Origin of the sequence: Rhizobium bangladeshense (assembly GCF_017357245.1) — a bacterium.
Classification (GTDB): domain Bacteria; phylum Pseudomonadota; class Alphaproteobacteria; order Rhizobiales; family Rhizobiaceae; genus Rhizobium; species Rhizobium bangladeshense.
In genome coordinates, this window is record NZ_CP071612.1 from 1,107,917 (window position 1) to 1,134,789 (window position 26,873).

Here is a 26,873-nt window from a genome sequence, read left to right on the forward strand (position 1 = left end):
GACCGATGGGCAGTCCGACCAAGTTCAGCCAGGCGCTGGCCGAGAAGATCTGCGCGCGCATCGCCGACAGGGAAAGCCTGCGCTCGATCTGCCGGGACGAGGATATGCCGGCGAAATCGACGGTGCTTTCCTGGTTGGCGGACGAGGACAAGGCGGCGTTTCGGGCGCGATATGCGCTGGCACGCGAGATCATGGCCGACAGCTTCGTGGACGAGATGGTCGAGATCGCCGACAACAGCAGCGACGACTGGATCGAAAAGAAGAATGCCAGCGGCGAGACCACCGGCTGGCAGGAGAACGGCGAGGCAATCCGGCGCTCGCAGCTGCGCATCGCCACCCGCCAATGGGTCGCCGAGAAGCTGCGGCCGAAGAAATACGGCGCCAAGGTCGAGGCCGAACAGGGCGCGACCGGCGAAGTCTCGCAATTGCTGGAGGCGGTCAATGGCAAAACCCGCGGACTTCCAAACGGCGATTGACCGGTTTTCCGACTGGCGCTGGCGGCTGAACAATCTCTACTGGATCACCGACAAGGCGGGCAAACGCGTCAGGTTCGAAATGAACTGGACGCAGATGACCTTCTTCGAGGACATGCATTATCTCAACGTGCTGCTGAAGGCCCGCCAGCTGGGGCTGACCACCTTCATCCAGATCTTCATGCTCGATGCCTGCGTCTTCAACCGGGATATAAGAGCCGGCACCATCGCCCATACGCTCGGCGACGTGCAGACGATCTTCCGAGACAAGATCAAATATCCCTATGACAACCTGCCGGAAGGCATCCGCAACGCCGTGCCTGTTGTCAGGACCAACCAGAGCGAATTGCTGCTTGCCAATAATTCGAGCATCCGCGTCGGTACGTCGCTGCGCTCGGGCACGCTGCAATATCTGCACATCTCCGAATATGGAAAGCTCTGCGCCAAATATCCCGACAAGGCGCGGGAAGTCCGGACCGGCGCGTTGAATACGGTGCAGGCCGGCCAGCTGGTCTTCGTCGAAAGCACGGCGGAAGGCCAGGAGGGGCATTTCTATTCGCTCTGCGAGGATGCCCAGATCAAGCAGCGCCAGGCGCTTGTCCTGACCGAGCTCGACTTCAAATTCCACTTCTTTCCCTGGTGGAAGGAGCCGCAATATTCGATCGCGCCCGAGGGCGTCATCATCAGCGACGCCTTCGTGAAATATTTCGGCCAGCTCGCAGAACAGGGGATTGAGCTGACGGCCGGCCAGAAGGCCTGGTATGTCAAAAAGGCCGAAACCCAGCTCGGAGACATGAAGCGCGAATATCCCTCGACGCCTGATGAAGCTTTCGAGGCAAGCGTCGAAGGCGCCTATTATGCCGACCAGATGGCGGTGGCCGACGCCGAGGAGCGTATCGGTGTCTTCCCGCATGTCGAAGGCTACCCGGTCCACACCATCTCCGACATCGGCATGGATGATACCAACAGCGTCTGGCTGTTCCAGGTGCTGCCCGGCCGCGTGAGGATGATCGGCTATTTCGAGCATACCGGCACCGGCATGGACGGCATGCTCGACGAGTTGGACCGGCGGGCGGGCGAACATGGTTATGTCTACGGCGTCCATAACATGCCGCACGACATCAAGGTCAGGGAATGGACGCGCGGCGGCATGACCCGCATCGAAATCATGCTGAGAGAGGTCAAGGCCCGCGGTCTCGGCACGGTCCGCAAGGTCGAGCGCGCCTATGTCCACGACCGCATCAACGGCACGCGGCGCATCCTGGCAAAGGTCGAGTTCGACCAGGCCGGCTGCGCCGACGGCATCAAATGCCTGCGCAACTATCGCAAGGACTGGGACGAGGATCTCGGCGTCTTCCGCGACGAGCCGCTGCACAACTGGGCCTCGCACGGCGCCGATGCTTTCGGCGGGCTGGCGATCATCTTCACCGGATTGGCGCCGGAACCGCTGAAGCCCGAGCGTAAGCCGCCGCCGACATTCCAGACGATGACATTCAACGAATTTGCCGACTCCACCCCTAGACGTAGCGAGCGTGTTTGATGGAAGACGAGACAACGGCTTTGGAAGGCGGGCAGCGTTGGGATCCGGCAAAGGTCGGCGCCCATTGGCAGCAGGAGCTCGAACGCGCCCAGCGCTACTTCAAGTCCTGGCACGACCGCTGCGTCAAGATCGAGAAGATCTATCTCGACCAGCAGTCGGACCAGACGAGCGCGGCCAAGCGCCACTTTCCCATGCTCTGGGCCAATACCGCGGTGCTGCAGCCGGCCGTCTATGCCCGCGTGCCGCAGCCGGTCGTCGAGCGTCGCTTCAAGGACGCCCAGCCCATGGCGCGCATCGCTTCCGAAATCGTCGAACGCAATCTCGCTTACACAGGCGACGAGGCGGATCTCGATTCGATCCTGCGGGCGGTGCGCGACGATTTCCTGCTCTGCGCCCGCGGCACGGTGTGGCTGCGCTACGAGGCCGATTTCGAACCGCTCGACATGGATGTCGCGCCGTCGGACCCGCCGGCCGCTGGCTTCTCCGGAGAGATGGCCGGCACCACCCTCGAAACGATCGCCGACGAGCGCGTCTGCATCGATTATGTCCACTGGTCGGATTTCCTGCATTCGCCGGCACGCCGCTGGAAGGATGTGACCTGGGTGGCGCGGCGCGTGCCGATGACCGACGAGGAAATGGAAAAGCGTTTTGGCCGTGAGGCCATGGTGTCGGGGGCGGCGCAGGCTGCCGGCAGCGGCAAGGGCGAAAGCCAGGCCGAGCGCGCCGAGAACGAAGGCAAGACCCATGTCTGGGAGATCTGGTGCAAGAGCGAGAACTATACCGTCTGGATCGCCGACGGTTCGCCCGTGGCGCTTGAGGTCTCCGAGCCGCCGCTGGAGCTGACGCATTTCTGGCCTTGCCCGCGCCCGGCCTACGGCACCATGTCGACGAGCTCGCTGGTCCCGGTTCCCGATTATGTCTATTACCAGCAGCAATGCGACGAGATCGACCTTCTGACCAGGCGCATCAACAAGCTGACCGACCAGCTGCGGCTGAAGGTCTTCTACCCCTCCGGCGACGGCGCGATCTCGCCGGCGATCGAGAAGGCGATGCGGCCTGAAAACGACATGGTGATGGTGCCGATCCCGGAATGGGCGGCTTTCACCGACAAGGGCGGCTCGAAGGCTGTTGTGACGCTGCCGATCGACGAGGTGCAGAATGTGATCGTCGCCTGCATGGCGGCGCGCAAGCAACTGATCGAGGACGTCTACCAGATCACCGGAATATCGGACATCGTGCGCGGCGATACCCAGGCCTCGGAGACGGCGACCGCGCAGCGCATCAAGAGCCAGTGGGGCTCGATCCGCATCCGCGACCGCCAGGCGGAGCTTGCCCGTTTCGCCCGCGACATCATCCGCCTCGCCGGCGAAATTATCTGCGATCAATTCCAGCCGGAAACGCTGATGCTGGTGAGCGGCATCAGACTTCCGACGATGGCCGAGAAGCAGCAGGTCGAGATGCAGATGCAGCAGATGCAGATGGCGGCCCAGCAGGCGGCGATGCGGGCGCAGCAGATGGGCCAGCCCGCCCAGGCGCCCCCCGAATTGCCGCCGCAGCTGCAGCAGATGATGGCGCAGCCCAGCATCGACGAGGTGGTGCAGTTGCTCCGCAACGACAGCATTCGCGGCTTCCAGATCGACATCGAAACGGATTCGACGATCGAACCTGATGAGGACGGCGAAAAGCAGCGCCGCATGGAATTCGTCCAGATGGTCGGCGGCTTCATGCAGCAGGCCGGCGCCATGGCGCAGCAGAACCCGCTGTTGGTGCCGGTCATGGTCGAAACGCTGCTCTTTGCCGCCCGCGGCTTCCGCGCCGGCCGTCAGCTCGAAAGCATGCTGGAGCAGGTGGGGGCGCAGCTCTCCGAGGCAGCCCGCGCGCCGAAACCGGAGCGACAGCCTTCGCCCGCCGAGATGCTCAAGCTGAAGACGGCTGAAGTGAAGGCGGGCGCCGAACAGCGCAAGGCCGAACTCGGCGTCGCGCAAGCCGAGATCGAACATCGCGCCACGCTGGAGCAGGCGCGCGGCGAGGCGGCGGCGCAGGCGCTGCAGCAGTTCCAGGCGCAGCCGGCCTATCAATAGGTTCGAGGGGAAGAGATGAGAGAACGTTATTGCCGCGTCTGCGGCGGCTGGCACCCGCTCGACGCATGGCCGCACAACTGCATGCCGGTGAAAAACCTCGCCCAGTCGGACCTGCCGGCGCCGCATTTCGTCAGCGACACGATCGAGATCCAGTCGATGCATGACGGCCGGCACTACACCTCCAAAGCCAAGCTGCGCTCCGCCTACCGGGCGGCCGGCGTGGTCGAGATCGGCAATGAGGCGCCGCGGCCGATCGAGAAGCCGAAGGCGGATCGAAAGGCGATCCGCAACGAATTGCGGCGGGTCTACGCCGAATACAACGCCTGAAACGGGCATCAATCCCCGACATAGGAAATCCCCAAGATGGATATGGAAGACCTCAACGAGGCCGGCAACGGCAGCGAAGATTTTGGCGGGGCCGAGCAGCCTGTCAGCATCCGCGACAGCCTGAAGGCGGCGATCGACACCGTCGAAGGCGGGCCGGGCGATCTGCCGGGCCAGCCGCGTGACGGCGAAAGCGGCCGCTTCCTGGCCAAGGGGCAGGAGCAGACCGCTGCCGCCAGGACAGGGCAGGCGCCCTTCGGGGCTCAGGCGGCGCAGCAGACCGGCGAGATCGACAGCCGCCAGCAGCCCGCCGTCACCGGTAACCGGGTGCCGCCCGGCTGGTCGGCGGAGGCTAAGGCGCGATTTTCAAGCCTGCCGAACGAGGTGCAGGCGGCGATCGTCAAGCGCGAGCAGGAGGTCGATCGCGGCTTCCGCGTGCTGCAGGATTACAAGGGGCTCGAGGAATTCACCCCGATCGTCCGCCAGGCCGGCATGACCCATGCCGATGTCATGCGACGGGCGATCGAATGGGAAAACGCGCTGATCCGCGATCCCGTCAACACCGTGCTTCACGTCGCCAAGGTGGCAGGCGTCAATCTGCACGCCCTGGTCAAGGGTCAGGCGGGAGAGACACTGCAGCGCGGCGCGCAGGCAGGGCCGCAGCCCCAACTCCAAACCGGGCCGATCAATGTCGAGGCCACGGTCGAACATGTTCTGAGGAAGAGGGACACCGAAACTCAGGTCGATGCCTTTCTTTCCGATCCGGCCAATGCGCATGCCGAAGACGTTCTCGACGACATGGTCGCCCTTATCAATGCAGGGCGGGCATCGACGCTTCAGGACGCCTACGACGCCGCATGCTGGATGCGCCCGGACATTCGCCAGCAGTTGATCAGCCAGACTGCGCCGGCTCCCGTCCACCAGCAGCAAGCCCAGAGGGCCGCAGCGGCAAATCAAGCCCGCCGCGCCTCGCGATCCATCTCTGGATCTTCCGCTCCGGGCCCGACCCGAGACACGGCAAGAGGCCAGCCCACCTCCATCCGAGACTCGCTGCGCGACGCCATGCGCTTTTCGCGCGGTCAAGTCTGATCAAAGGAATGATCAATGCCCATTTCGCCCAATCTCTCTGAAATCGTGACCACGACGCTGCGCAACCGCAGCGGCACGGTCGCCGACGACGTGACGAAGAACAACGGTCTTCTCACCCGTCTCAACAGCCGCGGCCGCAAGAAGCCCGTCTCCGGCGGCCGCACCATCGTCCAGGAACTGCAGTACCAGGAAAACAGCACGTTCAAGCGCTATTCCGGCTATGACATCCTCAACGTCCAGCCCTCCGACGTCATTACCGCTGCCGAATACGACCTGAAGCAGGCCGCGGTCGCCGTCTCCATGTCCGGCCTCGAACAGCTGCAGAACTCCGGCGAGGATGCGATCCTCGATCTGCTCGAGCAGCGCATCGAGAACGCCGAGACGACGCTGAAGAACAACATCGCGCTCGACTGCTATTCCGACGGCACGGCCGATGGCGGGCGGCAGATCGGCGGTCTGCAGCTCTTGATCTCGACCTCACCGACCTCTGGCACGGTCGGCGGCATCTCGCGCGCCACCTGGGGTTTCTGGCGCAACCAGAAATTCTCGGCCTCGGCCGATGGCGGCGCGGCCGCCACCAACGCCAACATCCAGAGCTACATGAACCGGCTCTACATGTCCTGCGTGCGTGGCTCCGATGCGCCCGACCTCGTCGTCGCCGACAACAACTTCTTCCGCCTCTATTGGGAATCGCTGCAGGCGATCCAGCGCATCACCTCGGCGGACAAGGGCATGGCCGGCTTCCAATCGCTGCAATATATGGGCGCCGACGTGATCTTCGACGGCGGCTTCGGCGGCGGCGCGCCTTCGAACCAGATGTTCTTCCTGAACACCAAATACCTGTTCTACCGCCCGCACCGCGACCGCGACATGGCGCCGATCGGCGACGAGCGCATGAACACCAACCAGGACGCCTTCGTGCAGCTGATGGGCTTCGCCGGCAACCTCACCATGAACAACGCCTTCCTGCAGGGCGTGCTGTTCGCCTGATCGAACGAAAGGATCAACTCCATGACCATCGCAATTTCCCAGACCGATCGTCTTGGCGCGAACCCGTTCGTCGTCGAAGGCCCGATCGTCGCCGGCTCCGGCATTCCGGGGCCGAACTTCGCCCTCGGCGCGGTTGCCGGCGGCGACCGCGAATCCGAATGGGTCTATTGCCAGCTGGTGCTCGCCTCGCAGACGACCCTGCAGCCCGGCCAGTGGTTCCAGTGGACCAAGGATTATGTCGCTTCGCTGCTGACCACGGCCGCCGCCGTCGTCGGCCAGCGCTGCGGCGTCTTTTCCGGCGCCGCCCAGCCGCCGACGCTGACCGGCGGCCCGGTCGGCGCTATCACGCTCGCACCCGGAACCTACTACATCTGGCTGCAGCGCAACGGCCAGGCGCCGGCCCAGGTGGCGACCGCAGCGGCGGCTCTCGTCGTTGCCGAAACCACCACCACGGCGGGGCAGGCGAGTGCGCCTGCCTCGGCGACCGTCGCCACCAAGGCGATCGCGAATGTCAACTTCGCCGCCGCCAACCAGACGTTTATGGCAACCACCGTCAACGGCTCGAACCTGCTGACGAACCTTTCCGGCCTCAATGCCGGTTCCGGTCCGTTCATCGGCGCGGCCGTCGCCGGCACCGGCATTCCGGGCGGCACGACGATCGCGGCCGTCAGCTACTCCCCGAACGGCGTCGTCCAGAGCATCACGCTCTCGGCCAATGCGACGGCGAACGGCACCGGCATCACCATCACCGCGACGGGTGTGCTGGAGGCGACGCTGATGCGGCCGTTTCTGTCGAAGGTGAACTAAACCAAGACGCTGACCTTTCTATGGGTGGTGTGCCCCTCATCCGCCTGCCGGCACCTTCTCCCCGTTTTGACGGGGAGAAGGGGACATCCGGCACCCTCTGTGTCCCTCGCAGCGTCTCGCGGGGCACGTCCCCTCTCCCCGTTCTTACGGGGGTCCGAAGGACGGGTCGAGACCCGTGGCTCGACCCCGGTAAGGTTAGGGCAGCCATCCCGCACGACTTCGCAGGCGCATCTGCGCCCACATCTCCCCGCCATCAACAGCGAGCAAGCACCATGCCCGACAACACCGGAATTTATGCCTCCTTCAGCCTCGAGCCGGTCGAGCAGACCTTTCTGACCGAGAAGGAGGGCCGGCCGATCTTTGCCGACAAGGAATTCGTCCGCATCTTCATTGCCGGCGACAAGCACACCGAGGTCTACCGCGAGGTGACCGAGAACGACAAACAGCGCTTTGTCGACGCCTACAGGCGCTTCAAGGACGGCGCTGCCGCCCGCGAGCAGCTGACCGGCACGCCGCTTGCGCAATGGCCCTATCTGAAGCCCAGCCAGATCAAGGAGCTGGAGGCGATCAACATCTATACGGTCGAGCAGCTGGCGGCCCTTTCCGACACGGCCAAGCAGAAGGTCGGCATGGGCGCCAACGAGCTGACCGCCGCTGCCCGCGCCTATCTCGCGACCGCCGAGAACTCCAGCGCTGCCTCTGCCTTCGCCGCCGAAAACGAACGGCTGAAGGCCGAGGTCAGCCGCCTGCAGGAGCAGATGAAGGAGATGGCCTTGCGCTTCGAGGCGCTCGAAAGGGAAGGCGAGGGCAGGGGCCGCGCACGGCAGGTGGCCTGACGAAGCGCTGATGCAAGCAGCCCCTCATCCGCCTGCCGGCACCTACCGGGGTCGAGACACTGGTCTCGACCCATCCTTCGGACCCCCGCTTGCGGGGCGAAGGGACATGCCGCGACGCCGCGGTTCCCTCTTCTCCCACAGTCGGCGCATTTCGGTCATTCGGGACCGGTATTCAGAAGGCGGTTACGAGCAAGCTGTCAGCCCACTTCCGCCTCGGATTTGAAGCCGTTAGACATGGCTGGTTCGATCAGGTCCCACGGGTTGCCGTACAAGTCCTCGAACACAGCAACCGTCCCGTAAGCCTCCACTCTTGGCTGCTCGCGGAAAATGACACCTGCTGCCAAAAAGCGAGCATGGTCACGGGCAAAGTTGTCCGTTTCCAGGAAGAGGAACACCCTGCCTCCCGCCTGTTGCCCGATAGCGGCGGTCTGTTTCCCAATGGCCTTGGCAAGGAGCAGCGACGCCTGGCCGCCATTTGGGCTTACAACGACCCAACGTTTTTCGTTCGATAGCCTCGTGTCCTCGATGAGTTGGAAACCGAGCTTGCTGACATAGAAGGCGATCGCCTCATCGTAATCGCGCACCAGCAGCGACACGAGGGACAAACGCCGGCGCGCAGTTGTCACGTCTTGTGTCATCGGGGTTCAACACGGCTTCGGGAAGTTACGTTCTGGATGAAGTCGCGAAGAAGTTCAGGCATTGCTTTTGTTGGCTGCGGCGGCGGATCATCGGACCTCAGGTCCATATAGATGTCGATGGATGCCTCGATGGCCCTCTGGACGGACGAGGGGTTGTTCTCGGCCATGGTTGCAGCAAGTCGCCCGTGCTCGTCCAATCCGAGCGCTTCGAGGCGTCTCACGCCCCGCTGGTTTTTGCCTGCGCGGCGATAAAATAGCGGCCCCAGAACCTGCTCGCGGAAGAAGGCGAGCATACCGATTGCCTCGTACAGTTCGCCGCGAGCAAGTTTGGTGGCCGCATAGTGCAGCCAGATCCAGGCCCGCGTTTCGAACCACTCCGAGGGATGGTTGGGCCATGCGACCTCCCCGGCTTGAATACGGGCCTCGATCTCCGCCGGTTCCCGGGCAAACAGGATTGCCCGCCGCTCGATTTGGTGGTCGAGATCGGATACCAGAACAAATTTCAGGTCGATGTGCAGAAGCGGCGGACCATAAAGACATATCAGAAGGCGCGGCTCCCCGACATGCTCGCCGGTGAACGCGTTGACAAGATCTGGCAAGGCGTTGGCGAAGGCGAGCCGCGTCGCCATGACGTCCGCATAGCTTTCGTCATTGACTACGATGACGAAGTCCAGGTCGGAATGCTCGTCCAGTCCGCCATGAATGTACGACCCCCCGATCAGAAGGGCCCTTAGTCGATTGTCGGACGCTACCGCATTGCGGACGCGTTCCAGGAAGTTCGCATGAGCTTGGGGAAGATTGCTGGGCATGTGATTCTCCTTGCCAGCACCTCAGGATAGAATAGGCGGATTGCCTATCGCAACTTGTTTTTCCAGGCTGGCATGACTTGTTCTGGTCGTGCGCGTCGAAATGGCGAGCGATCGCGACCGGAATCGAAAAGACCACAATATCGAGCCGTGCAGCTATTCTGCTGTTGGGGCAGGCGTCCTGCCGCCTCTCAATGTGGTTTGGTGGCATTTGCTACCGAACTCCGCAAATTCACCCACCGCAACTGCCCCGAACCGGAGATCCCCGCATGTCGCTCCTGACAATCATTCAGAACGTCTGCGCGGAGATCGACCTCGATCCGCCGGCGGCCGTCATGTCCTCGGCGGATCCGCAGATCATGCAGCTGCGCATCCTTTCCACCCGCGCCGGCCGCGACCTGGTGCGGGCCCATGACTGGTCGGCGCTGATGGTACGGCGGCAATTCCAGGCGACGGGTGCTGCGCCCGAGCCGGCCGAACCGCCTGCCGACTGGGACCGCTTCGCCGCCAATGCGCGGATATGGAACGTCTCGCGCCTGTGGGCGCTGAACGGCCCGGTGGAACCGCAGACCTGGCAGCGCCACACCATCCTCAATGCCAATCCGGTGCCGCAGATCTGGCGCATGGCGGCAGGCAGGCTCGACATCTACCCGAATATTGCCGGTGAGACGATCGAATACGCCTATATCTCCGGTTTCTGGGTGGCGGTGAACGGCGGCGCGGCCACTGCCGCCAACTGGGCTAACGACACCGACACGGCGCTTTTTCCCGAAGAGCTGCTCGAACTCTCGCTGATCTGGCGCTGGAAGCGGGCCAAGGGCCTCGATTATGGCGAGGAGCTCGCCTCTTTCGAACGATCCAAGGAAGCCGCCATCGGCGCCGACCGCGCCGCTGGGCCTGTCGACCTTTCGCTGCCGGCGAGGGGAGAGACGCCCGAGAATTACTGGCCCGGCACGATCACGGTGACGCCATGACCCGCAGACCTGTTCCCTCGAACGGCCGCACCCGCCGCGTTTCGCCAGGCAAAGACTGGATCGCGCCGATCGGCGGCTGGCGTACCGATGTCGAAATGGCCGATATGCCCGAAGATGCCGCCTTCCAGCTCGACAACTTCTTTCCCGAGGCCAACCGCGTGCGCGCCCGCTACGGTTTCCTCGCCTTTGCCACCGGCCTCGGCGCCGATGTGCAGACGGTCATTCCCTATTCCGGCGTGACCAACAGGCTGTTTGCCGCCGCCGGCGACAAGATCTTCGACGTGACCGTGGGCGGGGCGGCCGGCGCGCCTGTCGTCTCGGGCCTCGCCAGCGCCCACTGGTCGGTGCAGCAGTATACCAACCCGGCCGGCCAGGAATTCCTGCGTCTCGTCAACGGCCTCGATACGCCGCTGATCTTCAACGGCAGCTCCTGGACGAACAATTTCCTGGTGGGCACGGCAACGCTCGCCACTCAGAATGTCGCCGTCCGCAACACCGCATACACCCTGAGCTTCTTCGGCACCGGTTCCGTCACGCTCTCCGGCGCTTTCGCCGGCACGCTGAACGGAACGGGCGTCGGCAACCGGGTGTCGCTCACCTTCACCCCGGCGGCCGGCACGCTCACCCTCACCGCGACGGGAACGGTCACCAATGCGCAGCTCGAAAAGGGCTCGGCCGCCACGCCCTATGTGCCCTCGACGATGATCACCGGGATTCCGGACGCCTCGCTGCTCAGCGCCGTCACCGCCTATCGCTCGCGGCTGTGGTTCATCGAAAAGAATTCGACCAATGTCTGGTACCTCGCCACCGACGCCGTCAGCGGCGCGGCGACGGTTCTGCCCGTCGGCGGCAACATGAAATATGGCGGCGCGCTGGTGGCGATCAACGTCTGGACCATCCCGGTTGCCACCGGCCTGCAGCAATGCCTGGTGCTGATCTCCTCGGAAGGCGAGGTGATCGTCTTCCAGGGATCCGATCCGTCGAGTGCCGCGAACTGGGGTCTGATCGGCACCTTCAAGCTCGGCCGGCCGCTTGGGCTCGATCGATGCCTGCTCTCGGTCGGCGCCGATCTCGCGATCATGACGACCGACGGCATCGTGCCGATCACCAAGGCGGTGCAGCTCGATCGCGGCGCGACCAGCCTCGGCGCCATCACCGCCCGGATCGGCCCGACATGGCGCGAAACGGTGGCCGCGACCGGCACGACCTCCGAGGAGTGGCAGCTATCGAGTTTCCCGGCGCGCCAGATGGCGATCGTCAACCTGCCGTCCTCCTTCGGCCCCTACCAATATGTCATGAACACCGAGACCGGCGCCTGGTGCCGCTTCGTCGGCATGCCCGCCTCCTGCTGGGCGACCTGGCAGGACCGGCTGTTTTTCGGGGCCGCCGATGGGACGCTATACGAGGCCGAGGTTGGGGCAAACGACAATGGCGCGGCGATCGACGCGCTGATGGTCGGCGCCTGGAGCCGCTTCGGCGACGGGCTCTCGACCAAGCTATCGAAGCTGATCGGGGTGACGGCCGAGATCGGCGTTTCCACGCTGATGTATGGCGGCATTTCGGTCGACTACCAGACGAAGGTGCCGACAGCGCTTCTGTCGTCCGTCGAGAACAATGCGGCGGCGAAATGGGGAACGGCGGTCTGGGGTGTGTCGAAATTCCCCGGCATTTCGCTGGTGCGCAAATTTGCCTCCGCCGGCGGCGCGGGTTCGGCCTTGGCGCCGACCATCCGCGCGCTGATCTCGGGCTCATCAGGCTCCGTCTCGGAAGCCGCCGTCGTCGGCGGTTCGCTGCTTTATGAGAGGGGCGCGCCGATTTGATCGTCTCCGAACCGCGCGAGGAGATCGCCGCCTGGGTCGGCGCCAGGATCGGCGTGGAGTTCCACCCACCCTACACCACGCTTGCCCATGTCGACCGCGGCCGGATCATCGCCGGCTTCATCTTCAACGCCTGGACTGAGCACGACATCGAGATCTCGCTCGCCGCCGACCGGCTGTCGCTGACGCTGATGCGGGCAGTGTACGACTATGTCGTCAACCAGCTCGGCTGCCGCCGCGCCACCTGCCGCACCCGCGCCGATAACAGCAAGGCCCAGACGCTGCTCGAAAGATGCGGCGCCCGGCAGGAAGGCCGCCAGCACGGCTATTTCGGCGATTGCGACGCGCTGCTTTACGCCATCATGAAAGAGGATTTTCCCTATGGTCTCCACGCCAAAGGCCCCCAAGGCGCCTGATCCGACCCAAACCGCGGCGGCACAGACGGCCACCAACGTCGACACCGCCATCGCCAATGCGGGCCTCAGCCACACCAACCAGTATACGCCGGATGGCTCGCTGGAATACAAGGTCACCGGCTATCAGACGATGACCGACCAGAACGGCAAAACATACCAATTGCCAACCTATTCCGCCTATCAGACCTATTCGCCCGAGAACCAGGCGATCTACGACCAGACGCAGCAGACGCAGCTCGGCCTGGCGAGGCTCGCCAACGACCAGACCCGCAAGGTCTCCGGCATCCTCGGCACCAATGTCGACCTCAGCGCCGGCAATGTCGACAAATATGTCAACGATCACTGGCGCTCCGGCTTCGACAACCAGTGGAACCGCGACCAGGCGAGCCTCGAGCAGAGCCTGGCCGACAAGGGCATCTCGATGGGCTCGGCGGCTTACGACAACGCCATGCGCGATTTCTCCACCCGCAAACAGGCCGCCTCCGACCAATATCTCGGCGATATGTATTCGAATGCGCAGAATTCGATCCTGACCGAGCGCAACCAGCCGCTGAACGAGATCTCGGCGCTGATGTCCGGCTCGCAGGTGCACCAACCGAGCTACGTCAACACGCCGACCACGCAGCTTCCGACCGTCGATCAGGCGGGGCTGATCAACGAGAACTTCAATCAGAAGATGGGCCTCTACAACCAGCAGCTCGCGCAGTCGAACGCCGCCATGGGCGGTCTCTTCGGCCTTGGCGGCTCGCTGCTCGGCGGCTGGGCGAAATCCGACCGGCGGCTGAAGGAAGACATCAGCCGCGTCGGCAGGCTCGACAACGGCTTGCCGGTCTACGCCTTCCGCTACAGGGAGGGCGGCCCGATGCAGATCGGCCTGATGTCCGATGATGTACGCGAGACCCATCCCGACGCGGTGTTTGAACATGCCGACGGGTTCGACCGCGTCGATTACGGAAGGGCGGTGGGCTGATGGCGTATATTTTCGGCGGCGATACCGGCAAGACACAGAGCGACGTCAGCGACCAGCGCAAGCGGCTGGCCTATGCCATGCTGCAGCAGGGCATGGACACGAGCCCGGTACAATCGCCCTGGCAGGGCGTGGCGCGGCTGGCGCAGGCTTTGATGGGCGGGTTGGCGATCAGGCAAGCGGATCACGAACAGAAGGCGGCTACAACTGAAGCTCCCGCTGTGCCGACGGGCGCGCCCTTAGCTCAGTCGGTGAAGTCTCCCGGCTTCCTGGCCTCACTGTTCGGCGGCAAGCGCAATGCTGCGTAAGTGCGCATGACCCTTCGCCGCCTTTTAGGTTGCCTGCATCCAGCCGCGGTCTAGCGGCCATCCTTCCGCCTCTGGACTTTTTCGCCGAGCGGGCAATGCCACTCCTTCAAACCACAATCCGATGAGCGGCTCGCGAGCTAAGCGCGAGGGCCGGAAGCGTTGTCTATCACAATCACCATCCACAGGAGATCGTAATGCCAGATCCTAACAAAACTCCGGCTGCCCCGCCGAGAAGATATGCCGAGCTTAGAGCTGATCCTTACGCGGGGCAGTCGGGCGATCTGTCGCTCAACAATGCCATACGCGCTATCGCCCGCGGCACGCACGTCGGCGCCTATCTCGACGAAGCGAATGCCGGGACAGCTGCACTACTGGCACCCGTCTTTGACCCAATGCTGCCTGATGGGTTGTTTCCGCCGCTGCCGGGCGGAACGCTTGCGGAGCGGTATGAAAACGCACTGGCTATTCAGCGCGGGATGGATAAGGCCTTTGACGACCAGCATCCCTATATCTCCACGATATTGCAAGGGGCCGGAGAGCTAGCCTCTGACGCAGCTTTTAAGTTGCCGTCAGGTATGACGATGAGCATGGCAGAGGGCGCTGTTGAAGGGTTCGGGTCCGGGGAAGGCGGTTTCAGCAACCGGCTTCAAAAGGCATTTGATGGCGCTGCCGAAGAGGCTTTGACAGAATTCGGTATGAATTCCTTAAAAAGACGCGGTCTGATGCCGTCGGAAGCCGGTCCCGAAGGTGGGCGTAACGCCGGCGCAAAGGCCCTGAAGCGCGCGCTTCTTAGAGCTCGCAGCCGAAGCGGCGGCGGCGGCTGGTAACCTAGCCCCGTATATCGTCCCACAAGATAGCAACCCCCAGTGCCATGACGGTTATCGGTATCGACCAGATGACCAATTTGACGGGTTGGCTGGCGTACAGGAACATGTAGCCGGCGACAGCTGCTCCGCCCGTCGCCATCAGCGCGCCCAGCGTCATGGACATGAGTTTCCTCATTGAATTCTTTCTTCGAAGCTCGCGTTCGTGAGGTCTGCCGCGGCGAGGATCGCGGCGATCGTGATCGTTTTGCGTGAAGGTTTGTTTGGCTGGTGTCGATCCGCACGCCGCAACCGATACTATACTTTTCGAGGTCTCGCAATTCGCGAGGCCTTTTCTATTCGGAGAAAGTAAATGCCCAGAAACCCATCCACCGGCGTCTATTCGAAACCCGCCGGAACGACACCTTCCGTCGGCCAGGTCATTGACCCCGCGCCCTGGAACGCGCTGACCACCGACCTCGGCAATGAAACCACCGTTTCGCTCCCGCGTGATGATTCGGGCGCCTGTGGTCGCTCCGGAACAAACAAGCCTGTGATCGTCCCGCAAATAGGAGACTTGTTGGTACCGCGATGGCGCGGTGCTAAAACTACTGGTAGCGAAGCGCCCTTTGGTGCTGTAGACGATCACTTCATCCTCGACTGTCACTTGCCACCAATCCAACGCAGGTCCTCCATGCTCAAGCGTCTCGTCAAACAGGTTCTACCTAGCTCCGCAGTTGCAGCCGTGAATAACTGGCGGACGCGTGAGAGATTGTACAAATCATGGAGCAAAGCGGCGGCGGCGGCGCCCGCGTATGGGGATATGCGTCTTACAGCGTTCCGGATAGAACGATCGCGGCGGTTGATTGGCGAGGAGAAGTCTTGTGTCCAACCACCGGCAGATCTCCTGCCCGCCATGGATATCCCTGCCGGCCGGTTCGTCGACTTCGGCGGATCCGCTGGCGAAATGTGCGCCGTGCTGCGAGAGCAGTACCCAGCCTGGTCATTCACGGTCGTAGAGACAAAATCCATGGCGGACGCCGCGCAGGCGTTGAGGCCGGAAATATCTTTCTCCGACCAACTGCCGCCAGAGTTCGATGTGTTCTACAGCAGTGGGACACTTCAATATCTTTCCGATCCAGAGACATTGTGGCGCGAGGCTCTGAGCAGGACAACTCGTTACGCCTATCTGGCAAGAAATTCCTTCTCGAACAGGAAGCTCTTCACCGTCCAGTCGTCCCGGCTCTTCGACAATGGTGCTGGCCCGGTTCCTGATGGATTCGACAACGTTGAGATACGTTATCCCCACCAGACCATTTCAGAAGCGTCGTTAACGGGAATAGCCGACGAAATGGGATTTGATCTGGCCGCTCGGTTCGAGGGCCGCAACAGTGGGGTGACTGGCACCCGCGCGGATGTCTATGGAGCCGATCTCTTGTTCAAGAGACGATAGTCGGGACGTAGTTTAGAAATCTAAGCGGAAAGACAGGGACTTCTCTTTCGGAGCCGCCTCTTGCCTTTGCCCGACCTCAACGACGGACAAATTCAAGTGCCCGCCTCAGCAGAAACGGCTGCGTTGCCATGTCCGCCATCTTGAGGTGGCCGATCAAGGCTGCCGACCTCCGTGTCAAACCCGTGCAAGATGCGGCCGCCCGTCCCAACCGCCTTCCCCAAAACCACAATGGCCTCGCAGCGCGCGGGGTCTTTTTCTTTGGAGACGATGAATGCCCAGGAACCCGTCAACCGGCGTCTATTCGAAACCGGCCGGAACAACGCCCTCCGTCGGCCAGGTCATCGACCCGGCGCCATGGAACGCGCTGACAACCGACCTCGGCAACGAAATCACCAATTCGCTGCCACGCGACGGCTCGGCACCGATGACCGCGCCACTCAAAGCGGCAAGCGGCACGGTTTCGGCGCCCGGCATCGGTTTCGCCACCAATCCCCAGACCGGCCTTTATCTGAAGGGCGGCGGGCTGCTGGGATTTACCCAGAACGGCGTCGACGTCGCGTTCGATAAAGCGTCGATCTATGCCGCGAAATCAGGCGATTACACGGCACTTGCCTCCGACGACAATGCCGTTCATCGCTTCACCCAGGCAGCGACGCTCACCCTCAGCGCAGCAGCAACGCTCGGCGCAAACTGGCGCTATTGCGTCATCGCCGATGGCGGGGACGTGACGATTGATCCCGCCGGCTCGGAGACGGTTGATGGCTCGACCACGCTCATCCTCAAGAACGGCTATAGCGTCAACATCACCTGTTCCGGTGCTGCCTTCTTCACCAACAAGCTCGCCGCCAGGATCCAGAGTAAGGCCGACAGTTCGGCCGTGGGCGATTTCGTCGTTGGCCTCGTCCTTTCCAACAACGGAGCAAGTCCGAACACCCATATCGACTTTACCTCCGGCTCGGCCAGATCAGGCTCAAGTTTCGTTTCCAGCGCGGTGTCATTCACCAAGAGGGTGACGGGAACATTCGCTGCCGGAACGGGCGCGGGCGGCCTCGATGCCGGCGCCGTCGCAGCAAATGCGACATACTTCGCATATGCCTTGCGCAAGGAGGCCGACCTGTCTTTCGACGTGGTTTTCTCGACTTCGCCAACGATCGGCGGCATCAGCACGACGCTGCTCACTGGCTATGCCATCGTCAAATGCATTGGCGTGGTGCTGACCGATGGAGGTTCGAACATTCGGCCGTTTGTTCTGTATCCACGTGACGAATATACGTTCGTCACGCCTGTTAAAGATGCTGCCAATGCCTCGATCTCGACGACGTCTGCGCTGATCTTGCTGACGGTGCCTAATGGGGTGAAGGTCAAGGCGAAGCTCCGGTTTGAATTCACATCGAGCGCGACGACTAATGCTGCACTGCTCCACGATCCGGCGCAGGGGATTCTTGTCGCGGGCATTCCTGGCGATGGCGGCAACATGGGATCCATCCAAGTCGCCGGCGGGCTTGCAATCGGCTGTAGCGATATGTGGACGAATACGAGCCGGCAGATCCGCCAAGTCGCTGGCGCTGCCGGGAATATCTGGATCTGGACAGACGGGTTTTATTTTCCGTGCGGGAGGAATGGATGATGGACGCCGGCGGGAGCTTCTGCTGGGGAAACGCACGCTCGATGTCTGGCAATAAGCGAGATCGTGAGCTAATGACCTCCACGACTCGGAGGAAATCATGGCAGCCGACAAAGCTTCGTACCGGAATCGCGGAGGAATTCTTCAGCGCCTCGTTACCGCCTATAAGCGCATTCGCTATTTCAATCGCGCTGGCTCGAACCTGGTTGTCAAGCGTAGCGCCGAGTTCCGTATGGTGAAGCACGCAGTTCTCGAGGTGGGCAGCGATGTCACGATTCAAGACTATTCCTTCTTTCAACTCACGATGCCTGAGCCGAAGGTTTTCATTGGAAATAATACCGTCATCGGCCGCCGAAACATCATCACTGCCAAGAACCGCATATCCATCGGAAATGACGTGTTGATCGGTTCAGATGTCCAGATCATCGATCACGGACATGGCGTGCGGCGAGACATACCAATTCGGCTACAGAAGGCTGAGATCGGCTTCGTCGAAATCGGTGATGATGTTTGGATTGGCGCGGGCGCCAAAATATTGATGAACGTCACGATAGGGTCCGGCGCTGTGATCGGAGCGAATTCTGTCGTCACTGGTGATATCCCCGAATACGCAATCGCCGTTGGCGCGCCGGCGAAGGTAGTCAAATACCGAACGTAAGTCAGACGGATTGTATGCGGCTTTTGGTGACGAGGTCGTGCATCCGGTGCAGCTTCTTCTTGAATCCTGTCGGTACAGCTGCACCAGTTTAGAATCCGGACAACGGCATTTAGCGTCCGTCTTCGCCGACGAGGCACAATATCCATTGTTTGCACTATTTCCCGCAAGTCTCTTCTGTGCGGCCCGATCCATGAAAAACGTCAATGGTTCGTTCGTCTGCGAACTCGAGTGATTGACCTGCCGGCGGAAATCCTCGCTGAAAGCCATGATCCGACCCGGCGGCCGAAACCGACGCGCTACAATAGATCACGGCCGACGCTGGTCAGGCGCTCGGCAATGTTAAGACGGCTGATCAGGCTCGCGCCTATTTGGAAGCGGAAGTGCCTTTCGACGAGGATCATCCACTGCTTACGCCCGAAATCGGCATTCCTGGCGTGCTCGTGGCCGACGTCGCCAATGTATCAGAGCGAGCTTCGCCGCCTAGCAGCAAATTGGTTCGCAGATCCTGGGGACAAAGAAGGCGATCAAGGCCGCGGCTGATGTACGGGCAGGGAAGCTAGCGGGGTGAACATCGGAATGCGAGCCGCGCGATAGAACAAGACGCGGATAACGTTTGGACCCGCTTTCAATCTCGGCAGGATTGCGCTATTCGCTCCGAGAGGCTGAGGGATTTAACATTGGACACTCTTGCAAATCGAGAGTTCGGGCTAAGCGTGCGCGGTCGCATACGCGGCCTGGACGGGCTCAGGGCAATCTCACTGCTTTTGGTTTTGCTGGCTCACTGGGCGCCGCTTGCATTTCTGGTCTTGGAATGGGGAAGAAGCGGTCTTCTCATATTCTTCGTCATCAGCGGATTTCTGATAACGAGAATACTCATCGACTTAGCCGGACGAAAGCGTGAGGTCGGCGGGTTGCAACTGCTTAAGGGCTTCTATGGCCGCCGTTTCTTCCGTATTCAGCCAATCTACTATTTGGCGCTCGTTTTTATCATCTGCATAGGATTGAATGGCGCTGTGAGGGAAGACGTAATTTATCACGTCTTCTTCGTGCAGAATCTTGGAAATGCGCTGCTTCGAAACGACATCGGAAGTTATGGGCCGGCCGCCCCCTGGTGGTCCCTCGCGGTTGAAGAGCAGTTCTATGTATTCTGGGCTCCGATTGTCATCTTTCTCCGGCCGAAAGCCTGGAAGCTTTCGCTATGTGGCGCCTTTGTGGTTGCAATCGGCTGGCGCGCTTTCGCCTGGTATGCCGATCTCGGCCAGGCGAGTGTCCTCGTTACATTCGGAAACCTGGACTCGCTGGCTGCGGGTGCAACAATCGCCGTCATCACATCGACGAGCCGGATCACGCCCCAATTGTCGCGCTGTTTCGCAACTATAATGGTAGTTGGCGTCGCGTCAGTCTGCCTGCTTTGGTTGACAGAGATTAGCGAGGGAGTACCCGCGTATCGGAGTAGCTTCGTTGGCAAAGTACTTGCCGACGTGCCGGTTTACATGATTGCCTCGTCGCTCATATTTTTTTGGGCTATTGGCAAGGCAACAACCGCAGCGAAGCTGATGGAAAACCGCGTTCTGGTGTTCATAGGCAAGCGTAGCTACGGTGCATACGTCTATCACCAGGTGGTAAGCTACACGTTTTATTTCGTCGTGACGCCGCTTTTGCTCGAGCCTGTTTTCGGCGTGAAGTCCGAGTTTCGTGGCGTGGTAGAGTTGTGCGTCTTTGGTGCCGTCACGCTGTTGCTCGCCGCTTTATCATATAAGTACATCGAGCAGCCGATATTCAGACTCCGTGATCGGATCTATCCGACCAGCTGATCGCGTTCACTGAAAGCGTCTTACTGAAAAATTGGAACTGATCGCCCGCCTCCTTCGAGCCGGGTGTTTTGCCACGCCCAAAAACCGGAGCCGACCCATGCTCGTCCATAACTGGCGCGCCGTGCTGAGGCGCGCCTGGAGCGTTCGCCTCATGGTGCTCGCTCTGCTCTTCATCGTCCTCGAGCCCGTCATCAATTTCGTCGCCGCGACCTGGGTCCCCGGCAATCTCTACATCCAGCTCGCCATGTCCACCGCATCGGGGCTCTTCGCTGCGGCGGCGATCGTCGCGCGCGTTTTCGTCCAGCAGAACATTTCAGGAGAATCGAATGGCAAACCGCCTGCAGAAAGGTAGCGCCGCAGCCGCCATGGCCGTCGCGTTAGTCGGCTCGTTCGAAGGGCTTCGGCAGCACGCCTATCCCGATCCGGCCACTCAAGGCCAGCCTTGGACGATCTGCTACGGCAGCACCAATGGTGTGAAGCCCGGCGATTACAAGACGATCGAGCAGTGCAAGGCGCTGCTTTCGCTCGAGTTGCAGCGGTATGCCAGCGGCATAGAGCAGTGCGTGACGGTGCCGCTTCCGGATTCGCGCTTCGTGGCGCTGACCTCGTTCGCCTACAATGTCGGCGTCGGTGCTGCGTGCAAATCGAGCGTCGTTCGTCTCATCAATCAGGGCAGGGCGGCCGAGGGCTGCGAGGCACTCCTCAAATGGAACCGCGCCGCCGGCATCACCTTTCCCGGCCTGACGCGCCGGCGGCAGAAGGAACGCGCCTTCTGCCTGGAGGGCGCATGATGCTCGGCCTTCTCGACACGCTCAAAATGGGCGCCGGCATCGCCGCCGGCCTCGTCATTTACCACCTCTATGCCGTCTCGATCGGCTACCCCTCGGCGGCGCGCCAGGCGCGCGCGGGCTACGTCCTCCTTTCCGAAAAAACTGCGGCCGAAGCCGAGGCGGCCGAGATGGAGCGCCAGCGCAACGCGGCGGCTGCCGCCGGCGAAGAGCACCGCAGGCGCCTCGCCGCCGCCGAGGACGCCCAGCAGGCCGCCAGAAACACACTGGAAAACGAGATCCGATCCTATGAACTCGAGCTTTCGCAAAAGAACCGTGCCTGCGCTGTCACTGCTGCTGATCGTGACTGGCTGCTCCGCCACTGAGCGCCTGAGCAGTGCGGCAGTCGCCAGAGGACAGGCCGCGGCCGGCATCGTGCTGCCGCCGCTACCGGAGGATCTCAGAAAACAGGAAGGGCATGCGCCCGTGCGCGAAGGCGAGCCGCTGATTGCGATCCTTGCCCGCGAGCGTCAGGCGCTCGACCGCGCCAACGCCCGCCAGGAGCGCAGCGTGAAATTCTACGACGACCTCAAGACAAAGTTTGGAGCGCGCCCATGAGAATAGGTTTGGATTGCGGCATCGGCATTCCGATGAGAAGCGCCGCGCTGGCGCCGGCGCCTATCTATTATGTAGACCCGGCAGGTTCCGACTCCAGCGACGGGCTTAGTCCGACGACGGCCTGGCAGACCCTGGGCAAGGTCAACGCCGCCACCATCCCTGCCGGCTCGCAGGTCCTCTTCAAGGGTGGCGTGACCTTCAGCGGCAGCCTGATGTTGCGGGAAGGCCAGCATTTCGGTGCGCCGGGACAGACGACCATATTCGGCTCCTATGGCACCGGCAACGCCACCATCCAGGCCAGCCTCAACTCGAACAGGGGACTCGACGCTCTCAACCCGCACCATGTCACCGTCCGAGACCTCATCTTCGTCGGTACCGGACAGACGGTGAGCACGGCGACAGGCTGCCACCTCGTCAACGACCTACTCGGGAATGCCAAGCTCAGCGGCGTTTCGCTGCTGCGTCTGGACATCTCCGGCTATGGCGTTGACGGCATCGCTGTCTACACCGGCGACAATGCCTATGCGGCGACCTCGGCATCAGGCTTCGACGGCCTGCTGATCGACGGTTGCCTCGTCCACGACTGCACCGGCAACGCCACGGATTACACCGGCAATGGCATCACCATCCAGGGCCTTTACGGTCTGGCCGCCAATCCGGTCAGCCACACCAGCCCAGTCATTCGCAACTGCAAGGTCTACAACAACACAGGCACGGCCGGCATCACCGTCTCCCATTCCGGCAGCGGTATCCTCCTCGGGCAGTGCTCGGGAGCGTTGGTGGAATATTGCGAAGCTTACAACAACGGGGCGAACAACACTTACGCCTCAGGACCGGTTGGCATCTGGTTCTATGAATGCCTGAATTCGACCATCCAGTTCTGTGAAAGCCACCACAACAAGACTGGCGTTGGAACCTCAGATGGCGGTGGATTCGACATCGATGGCGGCTGCCAGGGCTGCACCGTCCAGTATTGCTACAGCCACGACAATTATGGCTCCGGCTATCAGATTTACCAGTTTTCCGATGCCACCATCAAAGACCTCAGCGGCAACACCATCCGTTTCAACATCAGTGAGAACGACGGCACCCAGGCGCCGGCATCGAAAGGCGGCGTCCTTGTCGGCACTGCCGAAAGCAGCCGCGCCGCGCCGAACAACAACATCCACAACAACACGATCTACAATGGCCTGGCCTCCGCAAACGGGTTCTATCTCTTCAGCAACCCCAATCAATTCTCCGTCAGCTATTTTGCGAACAATATCGTCTATATGACGGGCACCGGCTCGAAGGTCATCAACTCCTCGACCAGCCTGACGCCGGCCTACCTTTGTATCGGCAATTGCTATTCCTCGCCCTCGACCTCTCTCAAGTGGGGCTCGGCCACCTATACGACGTTCTCCAACTGGCGGACGGCATACCCCACTCAGGAAACCGTTGCCGGATCGGCAAGCTTCAAGGCCGCCAATCCATCGCTGGTCGGACCTCTCCCAGTTGGAAATATCGGCGGTTTCGATCCTCTCGCCCTTGGATCTTACAAGACCCAGGGCGCATCCGTCTGCCGCAATGGCGGTCAGAACATCAATAGCCTCTATGGCATTGACCCCGGACCCAGAGATCTGTTCGGAAACGCAGTGCCGCAGGGGGGCAACGATATCGGCTGTTTTGAAAGTGCGTGATGCCATGACATCCAATGACGATATCCTGCGCGCCCTCGGGCGCGTGGAGGGAAGGCTGACCGGCATCGAGGAAAACGTCGCGCTGCTGCGCCAGGAGATGGCCGACGAAAAGGCCAACGCGCATGACGGCCGTGCGGTGATCCACAAGCGGCTCGACGAACAGGCGAGGCAGATCGCCCATCTCGACACGAGGGTGGCGATCAGCGGCGGAGCGGATGAGCAGATCCGCGCCGAGATGAGGACGCTCAAGGAAACCGTCGAAAGGAACCAGGAGACGGTCGGCCCGGCCCTGGAAGAATGGAAACGGATGAAATCGATCGGCTACGGCATTTCAGGGTTGATCGCCTTCGCCGGGCTGACGACCGGCGGGATTATTGCCTATGCCAGCGATGGCGCGGTGGCGGCGCTCAGGCATTGGCTGAAGATCAGCTGAGCGGTGCGCCAAGCTTTGCGCTCTCTTGCGCCTGGCGATCAACGTCGAATGCCGGCAAGTCGAAGGTAGCAAAAACGGCGTGAGCAGGCGGATATATTGCCGTCTTCCCCGCCTTGTTAAAATTAGACTTTGCTAACGAACAAAATTGGCGCCTGTTTGTTATCCTTTGCAAGGAGGAAACGAACATGAAGAGCATGAGCAATCGCCAAGTTCGTATTCCCGGACCCCGGGAACATGATGTTGCCGAGCATTGCCGCAAGTTTGGGATTGGCCCGGCGGAGGAGAAGAAGCTGAAGAAGCTGCTCGGGTCTCATGCGCCGCTGCACGAGATTCAGGCGAACGCGCCGCCGCGCCTGCCGAAATGGCGATAGCGCCGGAGCCGGAACTTCCGGCCCTATCCGGCGTTTTGATCGCCGGGCCGCGCGGCCGGTCTCGTCTCCTGTACCCCTGCTACCCCGGCAGGCGCTGCGCGGTCCACTAATCCCCTTGTTTCCAGCTTGTCGGCGTGCGGATCCGCGCACGCCGCCATCAATGCCGCAGCTCGCGCGACAGCATCAGGATATAGTCGTCGGCGATGTCGGCGACGACCATGGCTGCTTCTGCAGCCGGATAACCCCTGCCGACGGCCTCGGCGACAATCTTCATCACCTGCGGTTCAAGCGCCTCGCGGCAGTCGGTCAGACTTTTGTCATCCGGGCATTTGGCACGAAATTCCAGGACATTGCTCATGGCATACCCTCCATTTGATGTTTCTGCGCCCCTTGATGCATGAAGCCGGTCTCTCCAGGGAAAGGCGGGCCGTGGTTCCGGTGAGCTGTCCCGGAACAAACTAGCTGTCATGAAAACACGATGTCACAGGGTGGGGTGTATTCAAGTTGATGCTGATATTAAGGTAAGCCAGTAGGGTTAATTCGTCCAGCGGCAGTTTATCGCCCGCCGGAGCCGCCGTCAGGCAATGGAGCAAGTTCTTGTTTTGGTGTCGCTTTCCGGTACGAAAAACCGGCGGTCCGTGCGGTTTTTCGTGGAAAATGCCGCCATTTACCATGTGCTGCGAGGGCCGGGCGCAGCTCTGTGCCGGAGCCGGACAGCCACGAAAAAAAGTCCGTCTTCGCGACCAGTCGCCAACGCAGATGTGGAATCGCTAAAATCGTGCGGTTCCACATTCTGAGCCATGACCGCTGACAGGCCTTGGCGGAACTAGTCATGTTTTACGAAATGTCCGCGGTTGGCGGCGCATAGCGGACCGCGAGAAAGCTCGTATCGACCAGTATCGGTCACCGCGATGCGGCCGGCATGACATCAGCACCATCCATGACATAGGTCGCATAACGATGGTCGCGGATCAGGCTTATTTTTTTCCCGCGCCATTCGAGCAGCATGAAATAGGAAGGACCGCCCGACGGTTCGGCCGATACCAGCAATATTTCCCGGCCTTCCAGCCAGGCCGGTTCGACCCTGACCAGCGGATATTCGGCATAATAGGTGAAAAATCGACCGACGTCGGCGGCACCCGAGATTTCCGGCCGTCGCGCCTGACGAAGCCGAACGTCGTCGGCCAGCAAGCGACGCAGCGCGTCCCAATCTTGGGCGTTGAAGAGCGCCGCAAAGTTCAGGGCCTCGGGACTTGGCGACGGCGCAACCTCGGACCGCACGTCTGAGATCGCGCGCAATCTCGCCCGACCGCGCGACAGATGAGCCTTGACGGCATCGACACTCAGTTCCAGCAGCGCTGCTATATCCGCAAGCGACTCTCCCAACACATCCTTGAGGATCACCGCGCTGCGTTGCGGCACCGGCAAATCTGCAAAATGACCCAGGGCGACCCGCACCGTATCCCGCCGGATGAGCGCGTCCTCCGGGCCGACGGCGCTGGTATCGGCGAGATCAAAGGCCATCTCAAGCGGCTCCGACCGGCGCGTACTGCGCTGGCGCAGGGCATCTATGGCTCGATTGTGGACGATGCGAAATAGCCACGGTCGCAGCGGCGTGCCCGGCGGGATCGAGCCAGCCGTCGCAAATACCCTGGCAAACGCGTCCTGAATCACGTCCTCGCCGTCGATCACCGAACCCACCAGACGAGCAGCATAGCGATGCAGTTGGGGGCGAAGCGCGTCCGCTTCCCTGGCCAGGTCTGCGAGCAGAGTTTTCCTCTCTGCGGCCCCGCGAGCTGGGTCTTCCGTCATTCGATGACCGTCACACCCGTATCCCCACGCACGGCATAGACCATGGCCTCGGCGAGGCCGGATTTGCCGATCAGTTCGGTGACCGTATCACCGAAAGCCCGCGGCGTCATGTCCGGCCAGGTAGCGGCCTGTTCGGCAAATGTCCGACCCGCCTTCGCAGCATAGGCCCCGATGCCGGTGTCACCTACACCGGTTCCAACGAACATCTGCCGGGGAACGATGACCCGGAACCGCAAACCCAGGCCGAGTTCCGCCGACAAGCCATCGGCATATTTTGCAATGAACCACTGCGCGCGCTTGGCGCCGGCATAACCTCCCGACAGCGGCGACCCCTGCACGGCGGCTCCGCTGGAGACCAGGACGACGAGCCCGCCCGGCGCCATCGGCACGGTCAAGGCAGCCTGTACCCAATACAGCGCGGCCTTGACGTCTACATTCCAGTTGGTCGCGAATGCCTCCCAGCCAATCCGGTCGATCCGCTCCATGGGCGGTTGCGCACCGGCATTCATGATGACGACATCAGGTCGCGTCTGCTCCATGATCCGCCACGCCGCGTCGGCATCAGTTGCATCAGCTGATATGGCGGTGATGGGCGGTTGCTCAGCCGGTCCCTGCACAGCCGTCGTGTTTCGGGCGACCACGGTGACTTCGGCCGCGCGAGCAACGAATGCCTCGGCGAGCCCACTCCCCAAGCCCCGGCTCCCGCCGACGACCACAATTCGCTTTCCTTCCAGATCCATTTATCAGTCCTCATTCGGGTCGGTTTCGACCGCTC

31 protein-coding genes are annotated in these 26,873 nt (G+C 61.9%); 25 read left to right on the forward strand and 6 right to left on the reverse strand.

Annotated elements, in window-relative coordinates; genetic code table 11:
* The first annotated feature begins 5 nt into the window (after nucleotides 1–5).
* From J2J98_RS05360 to J2J98_RS05395, 8 genes are all read left to right on the forward strand, one after another.
* Complete coding sequence (locus J2J98_RS05360; protein ID WP_207602537.1) at nucleotides 6–476, forward strand: terminase small subunit-like protein; 471 nt, start codon at nucleotides 6–8, stop codon at nucleotides 474–476.
* On the forward strand, nucleotides 442–2,013 hold the full coding sequence (locus J2J98_RS05365; protein ID WP_207602538.1) for a terminase large subunit: 1,572 nt from the start codon (nucleotides 442–444) through the stop codon (nucleotides 2,011–2,013). Before J2J98_RS05360 ends, J2J98_RS05365 begins: the two co-directional genes overlap by 35 nt.
* A complete protein-coding gene (locus J2J98_RS05370; protein WP_207602539.1) occupies nucleotides 2,013–4,094 on the forward strand; it encodes a hypothetical protein in 2,082 nt (693 codons plus the stop codon). Before J2J98_RS05365 ends, J2J98_RS05370 begins: the two co-directional genes overlap by 1 nt.
* A 15-nt stretch (nucleotides 4,095–4,109) precedes the next feature.
* Entirely contained in the window at nucleotides 4,110–4,421 is a 312-nt protein-coding gene (locus tag J2J98_RS05375) for a hypothetical protein (RefSeq protein ID WP_207602540.1), read from the forward strand.
* 36 nt (nucleotides 4,422–4,457) lie between these two features.
* The gene (locus tag J2J98_RS05380) at nucleotides 4,458–5,507 is read left to right on the forward strand and encodes a hypothetical protein (RefSeq protein WP_207602541.1); all 1,050 of its coding nucleotides are present in this window, start codon (nucleotides 4,458–4,460) and stop codon (nucleotides 5,505–5,507) included.
* Between the two features lie 15 nt (nucleotides 5,508–5,522).
* On the forward strand, nucleotides 5,523–6,497 hold the full coding sequence (locus tag J2J98_RS05385; RefSeq protein WP_011424439.1) for a phage major capsid protein: 975 nt from the start codon (nucleotides 5,523–5,525) through the stop codon (nucleotides 6,495–6,497).
* A gap of 21 nt (nucleotides 6,498–6,518) precedes the next feature.
* A complete protein-coding gene (locus J2J98_RS05390; protein WP_207602542.1) occupies nucleotides 6,519–7,304 on the forward strand; it encodes a hypothetical protein in 786 nt (261 codons plus the stop codon).
* Nucleotides 7,305–7,576: 272 nt separating this feature from the next.
* A complete protein-coding gene (locus J2J98_RS05395) occupies nucleotides 7,577–8,140 on the forward strand; it encodes a hypothetical protein (RefSeq protein ID WP_207602543.1) in 564 nt (187 codons plus the stop codon).
* A gap of 197 nt (nucleotides 8,141–8,337) precedes the next feature.
* Here J2J98_RS05395 and J2J98_RS05400 read toward each other — a convergent pair whose 3' ends face one another.
* Together J2J98_RS05400 and J2J98_RS05405 are read right to left on the reverse strand one after the other, a co-directional pair.
* The gene (locus J2J98_RS05400) at nucleotides 8,338–8,778 is read right to left on the reverse strand and encodes a VOC family protein (RefSeq protein ID WP_207602544.1); all 441 of its coding nucleotides are present in this window, start codon (nucleotides 8,776–8,778) and stop codon (nucleotides 8,338–8,340) included.
* Nucleotides 8,775–9,587: a nucleotidyltransferase domain-containing protein gene (locus J2J98_RS05405; RefSeq protein ID WP_207602545.1), complete on the reverse strand. Its 813-nt coding sequence runs from the start codon at nucleotides 9,585–9,587 to the stop codon at nucleotides 8,775–8,777. Before J2J98_RS05405 ends, J2J98_RS05400 begins: the two co-directional genes overlap by 4 nt.
* A gap of 266 nt (nucleotides 9,588–9,853) precedes the next feature.
* Here J2J98_RS05405 and J2J98_RS05410 point away from each other — a divergent pair, with 266 nt between their 5' ends.
* The 6 genes from J2J98_RS05410 (at nucleotide 9,854) to J2J98_RS05435 (ending at nucleotide 14,893) form a co-directional block, all read left to right on the forward strand.
* Nucleotides 9,854–10,558, forward strand: a complete 705-nt coding sequence (locus tag J2J98_RS05410; RefSeq protein WP_207602546.1) for a phage adaptor protein — start codon at nucleotides 9,854–9,856, stop codon at nucleotides 10,556–10,558.
* Nucleotides 10,555–12,378, forward strand: a complete 1,824-nt coding sequence (locus J2J98_RS05415) for a hypothetical protein (protein ID WP_207602547.1) — start codon at nucleotides 10,555–10,557, stop codon at nucleotides 12,376–12,378. Before J2J98_RS05410 ends, J2J98_RS05415 begins: the two co-directional genes overlap by 4 nt.
* The gene (locus J2J98_RS05420; RefSeq protein ID WP_207602548.1) at nucleotides 12,375–12,791 is read left to right on the forward strand and encodes a GNAT family N-acetyltransferase; all 417 of its coding nucleotides are present in this window, start codon (nucleotides 12,375–12,377) and stop codon (nucleotides 12,789–12,791) included. Before J2J98_RS05415 ends, J2J98_RS05420 begins: the two co-directional genes overlap by 4 nt.
* Complete coding sequence (locus J2J98_RS05425; RefSeq protein WP_207602549.1) at nucleotides 12,757–13,761, forward strand: tail fiber domain-containing protein; 1,005 nt, start codon at nucleotides 12,757–12,759, stop codon at nucleotides 13,759–13,761. The genes J2J98_RS05420 and J2J98_RS05425 overlap by 35 nt, the downstream gene beginning before the upstream one ends.
* Entirely contained in the window at nucleotides 13,761–14,066 is a 306-nt protein-coding gene (locus J2J98_RS05430) for a hypothetical protein (protein ID WP_207602550.1), read from the forward strand. Before J2J98_RS05425 ends, J2J98_RS05430 begins: the two co-directional genes overlap by 1 nt.
* A 194-nt stretch (nucleotides 14,067–14,260) precedes the next feature.
* The gene (locus tag J2J98_RS05435; protein ID WP_207602551.1) at nucleotides 14,261–14,893 is read left to right on the forward strand and encodes a hypothetical protein; all 633 of its coding nucleotides are present in this window, start codon (nucleotides 14,261–14,263) and stop codon (nucleotides 14,891–14,893) included.
* Between the two features lies 1 nt (nucleotide 14,894).
* On the opposite strand, the gene J2J98_RS05440 is transcribed toward J2J98_RS05435, so the two are convergent.
* Nucleotides 14,895–15,056 (reverse strand): hypothetical protein, encoded by a 162-nt coding sequence (locus J2J98_RS05440; protein ID WP_207603173.1) that lies wholly within the window; start codon nucleotides 15,054–15,056, stop codon nucleotides 14,895–14,897.
* 186 nt (nucleotides 15,057–15,242) lie between these two features.
* Here J2J98_RS05440 and J2J98_RS05445 point away from each other — a divergent pair, with 186 nt between their 5' ends.
* The 11 genes from J2J98_RS05445 (at nucleotide 15,243) to J2J98_RS05495 (ending at nucleotide 24,286) form a co-directional block, all read left to right on the forward strand.
* Nucleotides 15,243–16,322, forward strand: coding sequence for a class I SAM-dependent methyltransferase (locus J2J98_RS05445; RefSeq protein ID WP_246569396.1), 1,080 nt, complete (start codon nucleotides 15,243–15,245; stop codon nucleotides 16,320–16,322).
* Between the two features lie 271 nt (nucleotides 16,323–16,593).
* Nucleotides 16,594–17,949 carry a hypothetical protein gene (locus J2J98_RS05450; RefSeq protein WP_207602552.1) on the forward strand — a complete coding sequence of 452 codons (1,356 nt, stop codon included), beginning with the start codon at nucleotides 16,594–16,596 and terminating at the stop codon, nucleotides 17,947–17,949.
* A gap of 97 nt (nucleotides 17,950–18,046) precedes the next feature.
* Nucleotides 18,047–18,604, forward strand: coding sequence for an acyltransferase (locus J2J98_RS05455; protein WP_207602553.1), 558 nt, complete (start codon nucleotides 18,047–18,049; stop codon nucleotides 18,602–18,604).
* A gap of 677 nt (nucleotides 18,605–19,281) precedes the next feature.
* Entirely contained in the window at nucleotides 19,282–20,418 is a 1,137-nt protein-coding gene (locus J2J98_RS05460) for an acyltransferase family protein (protein WP_207602554.1), read from the forward strand.
* Between the two features lie 97 nt (nucleotides 20,419–20,515).
* Nucleotides 20,516–20,770, forward strand: coding sequence for a DUF7940 domain-containing protein (locus J2J98_RS05465; RefSeq protein WP_207602555.1), 255 nt, complete (start codon nucleotides 20,516–20,518; stop codon nucleotides 20,768–20,770).
* Nucleotides 20,745–21,209, forward strand: coding sequence for a lysozyme (locus J2J98_RS05470; protein WP_064706493.1), 465 nt, complete (start codon nucleotides 20,745–20,747; stop codon nucleotides 21,207–21,209). Before J2J98_RS05465 ends, J2J98_RS05470 begins: the two co-directional genes overlap by 26 nt.
* Nucleotides 21,209–21,571 carry a hypothetical protein gene (locus J2J98_RS05475; RefSeq protein WP_207603088.1) on the forward strand — a complete coding sequence of 121 codons (363 nt, stop codon included), beginning with the start codon at nucleotides 21,209–21,211 and terminating at the stop codon, nucleotides 21,569–21,571. The genes J2J98_RS05470 and J2J98_RS05475 overlap by 1 nt, the downstream gene beginning before the upstream one ends.
* Nucleotides 21,572–21,575: 4 nt before the next feature.
* Complete coding sequence (locus J2J98_RS05480; RefSeq protein ID WP_207603089.1) at nucleotides 21,576–21,803, forward strand: hypothetical protein; 228 nt, start codon at nucleotides 21,576–21,578, stop codon at nucleotides 21,801–21,803.
* The gene (locus tag J2J98_RS05485) at nucleotides 21,800–23,482 is read left to right on the forward strand and encodes a right-handed parallel beta-helix repeat-containing protein (protein ID WP_207602556.1); all 1,683 of its coding nucleotides are present in this window, start codon (nucleotides 21,800–21,802) and stop codon (nucleotides 23,480–23,482) included. Before J2J98_RS05480 ends, J2J98_RS05485 begins: the two co-directional genes overlap by 4 nt.
* A 4-nt stretch (nucleotides 23,483–23,486) precedes the next feature.
* The gene (locus J2J98_RS05490; protein ID WP_064706497.1) at nucleotides 23,487–23,915 is read left to right on the forward strand and encodes a hypothetical protein; all 429 of its coding nucleotides are present in this window, start codon (nucleotides 23,487–23,489) and stop codon (nucleotides 23,913–23,915) included.
* Between the two features lie 185 nt (nucleotides 23,916–24,100).
* Entirely contained in the window at nucleotides 24,101–24,286 is a 186-nt protein-coding gene (locus tag J2J98_RS05495; protein WP_020920687.1) for a hypothetical protein, read from the forward strand.
* Nucleotides 24,287–24,443: 157 nt separating this feature from the next.
* Here J2J98_RS05495 and J2J98_RS05500 read toward each other — a convergent pair whose 3' ends face one another.
* The 3 genes from J2J98_RS05500 to J2J98_RS05510 all read right to left on the reverse strand — a co-directional run bounded on the left by J2J98_RS05500 (nucleotide 24,444) and on the right by J2J98_RS05510 (nucleotide 26,838).
* Nucleotides 24,444–24,644: a hypothetical protein gene (locus tag J2J98_RS05500; protein ID WP_064706498.1), complete on the reverse strand. Its 201-nt coding sequence runs from the start codon at nucleotides 24,642–24,644 to the stop codon at nucleotides 24,444–24,446.
* Nucleotides 24,645–25,189: 545 nt separating this feature from the next.
* A complete protein-coding gene (locus J2J98_RS05505; protein WP_207602557.1) occupies nucleotides 25,190–26,098 on the reverse strand; it encodes an RNA polymerase sigma factor in 909 nt (302 codons plus the stop codon).
* Nucleotides 26,095–26,838 (reverse strand): SDR family NAD(P)-dependent oxidoreductase, encoded by a 744-nt coding sequence (locus J2J98_RS05510; protein WP_207602558.1) that lies wholly within the window; start codon nucleotides 26,836–26,838, stop codon nucleotides 26,095–26,097. The genes J2J98_RS05505 and J2J98_RS05510 overlap by 4 nt, the downstream gene beginning before the upstream one ends.
* Nucleotides 26,839–26,873 lie beyond the last annotated feature (35 nt).